The sequence below is a fragment of the Mycobacterium parascrofulaceum ATCC BAA-614 genome, from assembly GCF_000164135.1.
In the GTDB taxonomy this organism is placed as follows: Bacteria; Actinomycetota; Actinomycetes; order Mycobacteriales; family Mycobacteriaceae; genus Mycobacterium; species Mycobacterium parascrofulaceum.
Genome location: NZ_GG770556.1, coordinates 252,204 through 262,472 on the forward strand (window position 1 = coordinate 252,204; position 10,269 = coordinate 262,472).

At 63.2% G+C, this 10,269-nt stretch carries 7 protein-coding genes and 3 pseudogenes; 6 read left to right on the forward strand and 4 right to left on the reverse strand.

The features are described 5' to 3' along the window. Together HMPREF0591_RS21065 and HMPREF0591_RS21070 are read right to left on the reverse strand one after the other, a co-directional pair. Nucleotides 1-345: class I SAM-dependent methyltransferase (locus HMPREF0591_RS21065; RefSeq protein ID WP_040623493.1), on the reverse strand; the 345-nt coding region annotated here is incomplete at its 3' end. A 54-nt stretch (nucleotides 346-399) separates the two neighbouring features. Further along, entirely contained in the window at nucleotides 400-1,935 is a 1,536-nt protein-coding gene (locus HMPREF0591_RS21070) for an FAD-dependent monooxygenase (protein ID WP_007170654.1), read from the reverse strand. 118 nt (nucleotides 1,936-2,053) lie between these two features. Here HMPREF0591_RS21070 and HMPREF0591_RS21075 point away from each other — a divergent pair, with 118 nt between their 5' ends. Next, entirely contained in the window at nucleotides 2,054-2,770 is a 717-nt protein-coding gene (locus HMPREF0591_RS21075; protein ID WP_040623496.1) for a TetR/AcrR family transcriptional regulator, read from the forward strand. Between the two features lie 843 nt (nucleotides 2,771-3,613). Here the strand turns inward: HMPREF0591_RS21075 and HMPREF0591_RS21080 are convergent. Then, complete coding sequence (locus HMPREF0591_RS21080) at nucleotides 3,614-4,264, reverse strand: TetR/AcrR family transcriptional regulator (RefSeq protein WP_007170657.1); 651 nt, start codon at nucleotides 4,262-4,264, stop codon at nucleotides 3,614-3,616. Between the two features lie 171 nt (nucleotides 4,265-4,435). Here HMPREF0591_RS21080 and HMPREF0591_RS21085 point away from each other — a divergent pair, with 171 nt between their 5' ends. The 5 genes and pseudogenes from HMPREF0591_RS21085 to HMPREF0591_RS31185 form a co-directional block, all read left to right on the forward strand. Beyond that, nucleotides 4,436-5,164 (forward strand): alpha/beta hydrolase, encoded by a 729-nt coding sequence (locus HMPREF0591_RS21085; RefSeq protein ID WP_007170659.1) that lies wholly within the window; start codon nucleotides 4,436-4,438, stop codon nucleotides 5,162-5,164. A gap of 392 nt (nucleotides 5,165-5,556) precedes the next feature. Next, complete coding sequence (locus HMPREF0591_RS21090) at nucleotides 5,557-6,042, forward strand: peroxiredoxin family protein (RefSeq protein WP_007170660.1); 486 nt, start codon at nucleotides 5,557-5,559, stop codon at nucleotides 6,040-6,042. Between the two features lie 184 nt (nucleotides 6,043-6,226). Further along, nucleotides 6,227-7,411: pseudogene (locus HMPREF0591_RS21095) on the forward strand (oxidoreductase). A gap of 75 nt (nucleotides 7,412-7,486) precedes the next feature. Next, nucleotides 7,487-8,083, forward strand: coding sequence for a redoxin domain-containing protein (locus HMPREF0591_RS21100; protein ID WP_007170663.1), 597 nt, complete (start codon nucleotides 7,487-7,489; stop codon nucleotides 8,081-8,083). 141 nt (nucleotides 8,084-8,224) lie between these two features. Further along, a pseudogene (locus tag HMPREF0591_RS31185) lies at nucleotides 8,225-9,450 on the forward strand (dihydrolipoyl dehydrogenase family protein); the annotation flags it as partial. Nucleotides 9,451-9,644: 194 nt separating this feature from the next. Here the strand turns inward: HMPREF0591_RS31185 and HMPREF0591_RS33495 are convergent. After that, a pseudogene (locus tag HMPREF0591_RS33495) lies at nucleotides 9,645-10,269 on the reverse strand (hypothetical protein); the annotation flags it as partial.

Here is a 10,269-nt window from a genome sequence, read left to right on the forward strand (position 1 = left end):
GTCGAGTCCGGAGGCCAGGATGACCGCTTGGCGCACATCGGCTTCGGCGGCTTCGCGAAAGAATGTGTCGAAGTATCTGGTGGCCACTGCCGTGCCTTCGTTGAGCCGCTGCGGTGTGAATGCGGGATCGTCGTCGAAGAGTTGGACTTCGCCGTTGATCATCTGGATGAAAGCGTCGACACCGACGGCGTTGACCAGCGGCTCGGCGAAGGGGTCGTCAATCAATGGATTCGGGCCCTTGGACGCCAGGGCTCGATGGGCCGCCACTGCAGTCGCGGTGGCTCCGACGCCTGACGCCAGATCCCAGCTGTCGCCCTCGAATCGTGTGCTGTCGGCATTTGTCATGGGGTTGCTCCTGTCCACGCGTTGCGGTAACGGCGACGATGTTGCGCAGTGGGGTCATGCACGTCGTTGCGCATTGTTGGTGGGTGTAAACCACAGGGCCGCGGCGTGGGCGGCCTGCTCGAGGTGGGGTCGATCGTTGCACGCCCAGGCGACCACGCCGTCGGGACGCACCAGGACGGCGCCCAGGCCTAAACGGTCTTTGACCTCGGTGTGGACGTAGTTGATTCGTTCGCCAAACTCGGCGCCAAGTGACTGCAGCGGTGCGTGGGCATCGAAGTCGAGCAGTAGTCCTTTGCCGTCGTGCAGTAGGGCGCCCAGTCGTGTTCCGTCGGGTAGTTCGAAATCTGGGGCGCTGCGTCCGATCAGCGGGTGCGATCCGGGGAGCTCGTAGCGCTGCGATGCGCTCCACAAACGTTCGACGAAGTAGTTGGTGCCGTCGGTGGTGTCGATGAGATCGCGCACGATGGTGTACATCGCGCGTGCCTGCGCAGTGGGTGCCATGATCGCGGTTTGCGCACGTGACCAGTCCAGGACTTGTGCACCGATGGGGTGGCGTTCGGTGGAATAGGTGTCCAGCAGGTGCTCGGGTGCTTCGCCGCCGATGGTGGCTGCCAGCTTCCATCCCAGATTCATGGCGTCGCCCAGCCCCGCGTTGAGGCCCTGCGCTCCAAGCGGGGAGTGCACGTGGGCGGCGTCGCCGGCGAGCAGGACGCGCCCGTTGCGGTAGGTGGTGGCTTGTTGCGCGCGGTCGGTCCACGTGGCTGCCAGGTGCAGCGCGGTCACGGCGATGTCGGTACCCGACACGCGGCGCAACACCGCCTGAACGTGTTCGAGGGTGATCGGCACGGTGCGGTGAAACGCGCCGCCGTCAAACTCGATCATCGCGATGAAGCCGGGCTCGGACTGTTCGTACAGCCCGGTCGGTGTCAGGGTGCGGCCCTCGTTGAGCTTGTCGGGATCGGCGATATCGACATGAGCCATGTAGCCGGTGAATTCCGGTTCAGTCCCGACGAAGGGAAAGCGACCGATCTTGCGGACCGTGCTACGGCCGCCGTCGCAGCCGACCAGCCAACGACTGCGGAAGGACTGCGTCCCAGCACGCACGATCACTTCGTTGTTCGTCTGGGTGAAGTCGTCGACGCCCCGGTCACGCCGGATCTGTGCGCCCAGACTGGTGGCGCGATCGGCCAACACGGTCTCGATGTGCTCCATCTCGGCGGCCACGTTCGTCTCGGTGGGACTAGGCAAACGATATGGCCACCGGGATCTCTCGATCTTGTTGTCGTCGAACGGGATACCAGCGAAGTGACCCGGATGACGTCGCGACAGTGCACCTGATGGATGGCCGTAGATATCGGCGCCACCGTCAGCGTGTAGCGGCCCAGCGATGGCCTCGAGCAATCCTCGACGGTAGAAGGCTTCGGTGGTGGGCACGGTGAGGCCACGCAAACCGAAAGGAAGCCTTTTGTGCGGCGAGCGCGGATCAGGCGCACGCTCGAGAACCAACACCGAGCAATTGGCCAGGCGCAGTTCTGATGCCAGGAACAACCCGACGGGCCCAGCACCGGCGATTATGACGTCGTAACCCACAGCAATCCTTTTTCAGCGTTTACGGAAAGCAGGCGTGACATATAACGAACAATGTTCGCTCTATACGAACGCAGTTCTACACGCCGAGCGCTGTTCGTGTCAAGGTTAGGATATCTTCGTGAGTCGCCTTGATCCCCGGCAGCGCCGAGCCGCCCGGCATGTGCAGCCCAGTGTTGCGAGCGCAACGCCACAGACGCGCAAGGCGCCCATTACCGTCGAGCGGATCATCGACGCGGCGTTACACATCGTGGCCACGCAGGGTCATGACGCCCTGACGATGCGCAGCGTGGCCGATGCTTTGGGAACGGGACCGGCATCGCTGTACGCCCACGTGGTCAATAAGGCCGACATCGATGAGCTGCTTATTGGCAGGCTGTGGTCGGAAGTCGTTCTGCCACAACCAGAAGCGTCTGAGTGGCGGGAGCAGATCTTTAGCGTCTGCGTCCAGATCCGCGACCAGTACCTGAAATACCCGGGTATCGCGAGTGCCGCGTTGGCTACGGCGTCGACTAACCTGGACACCCTTCGCGTGGCCGAGGGGATGCTGGCGATCGTGCTTGCCGGCGGTGTTGATCCCCAGCGGGCGGCATGGGCCATCGACGCGCTGTCTCTGTACGTCGCCGCCTACACCCTGGAAATTTCATTGGTCCACCAGCGGCAACAGGATAAGGACGAGAACTGGGTCGTTAGTCGCGAGGAGTTGATCAGCCGGTTCACCGCGCTGCCGGCCGATAAATTCCCTCAGACGCGGCGATACGCCGCGGAGCTAACCGGCGGCAGCGGCCACGACCGGTTCGACTTCACACTGCACCTCATCATCGACAACCTCGGCTAGCTCCCAAATATATCCTGCCACACCAGAAGTCACCGATCGCGCAGCCAGAAGACCGAGCGACTGAGATAACGTGCTCTAGGCGTGATGCCCAGGGAGGCCACCGCCCGAGTTGGGTAACTAGTCCTCCGCCCTGCCCCCCGCCATTCTCGCCCTACCTCAAAAACATGTGCGCTGCACCACATCTCGCCCCGGAAGTCAACGCGGCCAGAGCTCTGTCATTCCCGGAACTCCGATGGTGACCCGGACCATCCATCCCCGCTCTGGATGCAGCAACCCGTCGAGGATCGCTCTCATATAAGGCCGCCACCAAGTGGATACTAACGGCGAGGTCAACTAACGAGATTCACATCTTCATGGCGGACCTTAACACCGCACGGTCGTACACGACGTGGGCTCGCAGGGCGGCACACCACAACCCGAATCAGCACTGCTAGACTGCAGACGCGGCATAAAGATCGAATTCGTTTGGGCTAGAGCGCATTACTGCATTTCATTCGTGCAGTAGCCGCCCGCATTCGGTTACGCAGTGGTCGTATCCGAGTCGTGTCCCCGTTAGGTCTCTTCGCTGACACCGGTGTACTCGAGAGGTGAGCGCGATCGAGGTGCTGGGCTTCGAACGGCAGCCGGATTCGACAAGGAATCCGGTGAGCAGCAGCTGTTTTCGTGGGTGATACGGCCGCCGGGGTCTGAGGACGTGGCAAGTGGGGTTGACGGTGCGACTCGATTGGCCTGGACTGCTTAGGGGTTCAGCCTCTCGACCTGTTCGATACAAGTGCTGGCAGCGATCCGGGGAGTTAGCCTGCTGGCCATGCATTTTCGATGTCGTCGGGGGCTACCCAGTGATTACGGTGGCGGTGGTTTTTGCGTAGTTTTTCGCCGGTATCCGGCGGTGTGGCCGAGGGCCATGTTGAGGGCGAGTTCGAGGGGACGGGCGCTGCGCGTGGTCTGCGCCATGAGCAGTCCGCCTTGCAGTGCGCTCATCATGGTTAGCGCGAGGTCGTCCACGTCGGCCTCTGCAGACAATTCATCGTTGTCGCGCATGGCCGCGAAGCCCGCGGACAGGTAGGACTGCCATTCGGCGAAGGACCGGGCGAGCTCGAGTCGCGCCGATTCGGATCGGTCGGCGAGCTCGCTCACGAGCGAGCCGAGTGGACAGCCACCGACGCCTTGGGTCTCGCGGACCATGGTTACGAGATGATCACACCACCGCTGCAGCCCCTCCCAAGAGGAGAGCTCGCGCAGCAACGGCTCTTGCGCGGCGATGACGCGGCCGAACTGGGTCTTGATCACCTCGCCGATGAGCGCGTCTTTGTTGTCGAAATAGTGATAGAGCTGCGACCTGCTGGTGTTGGTGGCGGTCATGACGGCGTCCAGGCTCGTCCCTGCCACCCCGTGCTCTTGGACGAGTGATGCCGCTCCCGCCACGATGCGGGCTTTGGTCGCCGCGCCGCGATCGGTCAACCGGGCGGTAGGTCGACTCTCTTTGGAGGCCACGGCCGCAGGTTATCCGGATTGGAATTGTCAGTCCAGTTTTGTCGCAGCATGATGACCGAGTCGTGGCGGTATGCCGCACGGTCAACGAACCACCGTGCTAAAACGCCGTGCCGCGATTCGGTGATCAGCCGGTATCCCGGTGAACGAATTTCTCGTGAGAAGGGGACCGCGATGAATCCCGAACGACCCAGGCCCACGATCGTTCTCGTGCACGGAGCCTTCGAAGACGGGTCGGTCTGGAATGGAGTGATTCAACGGCTCCAGAGCGCCGGCCATCCGGTCGTCGCGTTCGCCAACCCACTGCAAGGGGTGGCGGTCGATGCCGCCTACCTGCGTAGCGTGCTCGACCGGATCCCGGGTGCCGTGATCTTGGCGGCCCACTCCTACGGCGGGGCGGTCATTACCCAGGCCGGCGCGGACGAGTCCAAGGTGAAGGGCCTGGTCTACGCGGCCGCCGTGATGCCCGCCGCGGGCGAGGCAGCAAGCGAGTTGCTCGGCCGGTTCCCGGGCAGCTCGTTCCTCACGTCAGTCGAGGAGGTCCGTTACACGCTGCCCGACGGAACCGGCGGCACGTATCTGCTCTATCAGGCCGACAAGTTCCACAGCCAAGTTGCGGCCGACGTGCCCGCCGCCGAGGCCGCCCTAATGGTCGCCACCCAGCGCCCCATGAACGTGGCAGCGCTGAACGAAACCGTCACGTCAGCTGCCTGGGAGAGTAAGCCCAGCTGGCAAATCAGGACCCTGCAAGATCTCGCGCTACCACTGGAAGAGCAGGAATTCGAAGCCAATCGGGCCCACTCCCATGTCACCGAGGTGGATTCCTCACACGCCGTCACCGTCTCTCACCCGGATGTCGTGGCCGACGTGATTCAACAGGCGGCCCGTACAGCCGAGGAGTGATCGCCGGCCGTTGACTCGTGGTTCCGAGGCGCACAACTCGGCGGGAACGGGGTCTCGCCCGCTCCCCTATGCGTCCGCTCCCAACCACTGGAAGCAAGCCACTTGTACGCGAGGTCGGGCGGTGACTGCGTTGGCGACGGAGTCTTCCAACATCCGGAGCACCCGGACGGTTCGCCACATGTTCGTCACGAAACATGTAATGCGCCGGCCATTATGGACGCCCCGTGGCGGTGTCTGGCCGGTACGCGAGCGTATTTGGCGCGGGGGACGATCCACTGGTGAGGACAAGCTGGCGGATGCCACATCCGCGCCAGATCCGAATTGGAATTGTCAGTCCAGTTTTGTCGCAGCATGATGCCGAGTAGTCAACGAACCATCATGGAAGGACGCCGATGTCGCGACTCGCCTACGGCCAGCCGTTCCCTGCGCTCGACGTTCCCGCTGTCGGTGGCGGCACGATGTCCCTGCCCGACGACCTCGCCGGCTCCTACGGTGTCATCTTGATCTACCGCGGGTCCTGGTGCCCGTACTGCAACGCGCAGCTCGCCGCGTTCTCGCGTGCGCTCGACACGCTGAGCGGTCTCGGTGTCAAGGTCGTCGCCTTTTCTGTCGATGATGAGGACACCTCCGCTGCGCTCATTGCCAAGCGCCGGTTACGGTTTCCGGTCGGCCATAGCGTTGACGCCGACAAGGTCGCCGCGACGGTAGGTGCCTACGTCAGCGAGGATCCTCACTATCTGCAATCGACCGGCTTCATCCTGGCACCCGACGGAACCGTTCGCCTCGCCGTGTACTCCAGTGGGGCCATCGGGCGACTGGTCGCCGACGACGTGGTCGGCTTCATCCGATATCTGACCGAGCATCCGGAAGTTCGTTGAACAGCGGCGAACAGGTCCCCAGCTTGCGCGGTCCGCGGTGCCGCACAACGAGGCATACGGGAAGGGATGCAACCACACCGCAAGAAATCGCCTCCCAGACATGTTTTCCAACTATTGACCTACTCAAGTCCCTTGGTAATGCATTGGACCTCAAGGTAAGTCGCCGACGAAGGTGACGAAGCCCATGTCTGACCAGCAGCTTACGCGGTACGCGTCCCTTTTCACGCCCACAGCCATCGGCGAAGTTGGCCTGGCCAACCGTATCGCCCTGGCGCCGATGACCCGGGTAAGCGCAACAGCCGAGGGTGTTCCGACCGATCGGATCGGCACCTATTACCGGGTTTTCGCCGACGAGGGGTTCGGTCTGCTGGTCACCGAAGGACTTTACATCGATGACCAGACCAGCCAGGGTTAGTTCTTCCAGCCGGGCATCGCAAATCCCACTCAGGCCGCGGCATGGAAACGGGTGGTCGAGGGTGTCCGTGCCTGTGGGGCGAAGTTCTTCGCCCAACTGATGCACGCCGGCAGCCAATCACAAGGCAACCCGCACGCCACCACTGCGTGGGGGCCCTCAGCAGTGCGTCCGCAAGGCGAGCAACTTGCTATGTATCGGGGCTCGGGCCCTTTCCAGGTGCCTGAGGCGATGACGGTTGAACAGATCGGACAGGTCCGGACCGCATTCGTCAACGCGGCCCGGTTAGCGCGCGACGCCGGCTTTGACGGTGTAGAGATCCACGGCGCCAACGGATACTTGCTCGACGCATTCCTTAAGGACTATATGAACACCCGCATCGACGACTATGGGGGCAGCGTCGCCAACCGGATTCGGTTGGCGGCCGAGGTCTGCGGTGACGTCGCGGCCGCTGTGGGGGCCGACATCGCTGTCGGTATCCGCATTTCCCAGGGAAAGGTTTCAGACAACCATCATCGGTGGGCGGGCCGCGAGGATGACGCCGCCGCGATCTTCACCACATTGGCCGACACCGGGATTGACTACATCCACACCACCGAATACCGGGCTCTAGAACCGGCGTTCGGCGGCGCTACCAGGACGCTGGCGGAACTGGCCAAGCAATACAGCGGGCTATCGATCATCGCCAACGGCCACCTCGATGACCCTTCGGATGCCGCCACGATAGTCGAGTCCGGCATCGCGGATGTCGTTGCCTTGGCCAAACCCGCACTAGCCAATCGGGACTGGCCACAGCGCGTGCGCATGGGCCGTCCCCTATCGCCCGACTTGCCCGCGGATCTGTTTGGGCCTGTCGCGAACCTCAAAGACTGGGAAGTCGCCAACTCGGCCAACACAGCTGGTCAGGAAGGACGCGAAATCCTTCCGAAGGGGCTTAAACATCTTGGTGGGCAGTGAAACTGAGTTCGCCGCCCGGCAGCAGCGTCGAGCTTGATCTGCGTCGATGTTCGAACGAATCGAAGGAGTACGCCTGTGCGAGCCGATATTGTTCCGGGCGCGGTGTTCCCGGACTACGAGTTGACTGATCACGCCAAAGTGCGGCGGCGGCTCAGTGAACTTCAAGGAATCGACCCCATGGTGCTGTTGTTGTCGCGTGGGCACTTTTGTCCGAAGGATCACCAGCAGCACCTCGAGTTGGCCGCCAACTTCTCCAAGATCGCGGTGGCCTATACCGCCGTCGTGACGATTTCAACCGACAACATTGTCGAGACCGCGGAGTTCCGCGCATCCGTTGGGGCACAGTGGACTTTTCTCTCCGACGCCGGGCGCAAGGTTCAGAAGGACCTACAGATCCAGGAGTACACCGACCCGCATCACGACCCCATGGTCCCGCACACCTTCGTACTGAAGCCCGGCCTGCTGATCCATAGCATCTATAACGGCTACTGGTTCTGGGGCCGACCGTCTTTCGAGGATCTGCGGCGCGACCTTCGCGACGTGACACGAGAAATTCGTCCCGATTGGGATCCTTTAGCGCCCGGGCTACGGGATGCCTGGGAGGCCGGGGACCAGTCGAGGCACTACCCGTATTCCCCACCTACCAGCAGAAGTGGCCGAGCCGCGGATTGACCGGTCGCCAAACTTGCCACGCCGGCTCGGCGAAATGCGCCGATGTCCACTTGGGCCGGCGTATTGGGATCACCGAAGGTGCTCTTGTCTTCTGCCCCAGAGAGTTTCGTCACCAGGCGCCCGACAGAGGAGAACAACACGATGAACGTATCGGAATCCATCCAAGCCGTAGCAGCCACCGGCCGGGATCGCACCTACGATGCCGTCGTGGTCGGCGCGGGCCCGGTCGGCATTAATGTAGCTGGGCGGGTCCGAGCGGAGGGTCTGTCTGTGGCCCTGGTCGAGCGAGAACTGGTCGGCGGCGAATGCCGACATTGGGGTTGCATCCCGAGCAAGGCGATGTTGCGGCCGGTACTCGCTTTGGCCGATGCCCGCCGTGTCGAAGGCGCCCGCGAGGCAGTCATCGGATCATTATCAGCTTCAGGAGTTTTCGCCAGACGCGATCGCTTTGTGACCAACTGGGATGACACTCCGATGGCTGATGCGGTTGCCGGTATGGGGATCGACCTCTTTCGGGGGCACGGCCGACTCGACGGACCGGGCCGGGTCGCGGTCAACGCTCCCGACGAAGGGGCGCTTGGGCTCGTTGCTCGACACGGCGTGATGATTTGCACGGGCAGCAGCGCGATGGTGCCCGACGTGCCCGGTGTGGCCGAAGCGAGGCCATGGACGAACCGTAGGGCAACTGATAGCAGTTCGGTGCCGCCGCGCCTAGCCATCGTGGGTTCCGGCGGGGTCGGTGTGGAGATGGCGACCGCATGGCAGGCCCTGGGGTCGGCAGTTACTTTGCTGTCGCGTAGTGCGCGCGTGCTGCCGGGGATGGAACACTTTGTCGGTGAGTACGTCGGACGCGGACTCATCGACGCCGGCGTGGACGTCCGCACCGGAGCGTCCGTCGCCCAACTGAGCTGGCCCTGCGGCGCCGATCCGGTACGCGTGGTGCTCGACGACGGGGACGAGCTCGAGGTCGACGAGGTTCTGTTCGCCACGGGCCGATCGCCGAATACCGCCGACATCGGACTGCAGACCATTGGTCTCGCGCCGGGCACTTGGATCGATGTCGACGACACGTGCCGCGTGCGCGGCGTCGACGGCCAATGGCTTTACACCCTAGGAGATGTCAATCATCGCGCGCTGTTGACGCATCAGGGTATGTACCAGGCGCGAATCATAGGTGCCGCGCTCGGTGCCCGCGTTCGCGGTCAAGCTTTGGACACCGCCTCCTGGGGGCGGCATGTCGCGACGGCTGACAATCTCGCCGTCCCTCAAGCATTTTAACCGATCCCGAAGCCGGTTCAGTGGGATTGACTGTGGCACGGGCACAGGAAGACGGTTACCGCTTCACCACCGTGGACGTCGACATGGGCTGCGGCCGTACCAGCTCGGGGATAGACCACCACCACCATCCCTGCCGCACAACATATCTCGCGAATGCTGTAACTCGTAGGCTCGGCCGAGTAGGACGCACCAACGTGGCGTTCAAGCTTAGGTTTACTAACCGGTTTCCGAACTTCGTGGCGCATCCGCCATTTCTACGCCACGAAGTCTGGAATTCCGCCACCTAAAACTGGAACCTACAGACGCCGCCGCCGACAATGTCGTGATACATGGCCACCGCCCCGTGGTGCTGTCGCTGAATCTCGGAGAGGTAGGCCTGTCTGCCGTGGGCGTAGGCCGCAGACGCCGAGGCTTCGCCGGGGCGTTGTTGGAGCCAAAAGATCGATTTCCAGATGTCGGGCGATCCTGGGCCGCCGTGGCGATCGAGGCGGTTGAAAAACTCCGAGATCGCCAAATTCGGGTTTCGTCGCCCCGGGTACGATGCATCTTGCTGAAAAATACTCAACCACAGCTTGTTTGGGCTTTGCGCTCGAGGATTCAGATTGCTTTCCTGCATCGCGTCAGCCAAGATCGCCGTCGTCTGATGCGGCGAGTATCCCCGGCGCTGCGCCTCGTGGATGATGGCCGACGCCACCTCCCGCGGACTGGAATCCAGGGTGAGCGCACCAAGCGGGATCCCGACTGCCCGGCCCGGCGGCGCCAACCCCCCACCAGACCTCGAGCCCGAATCGCGCCCCAGGGCGGCCACCGGGCTGATCAGCCCGCTCAGGGTGCCGAACCCGCCTCCCCCGCCGGCGCTGCCGCCACCAAGGCCGCCGCCCCCGCCACCGAGCGGCATTGCGCTCATC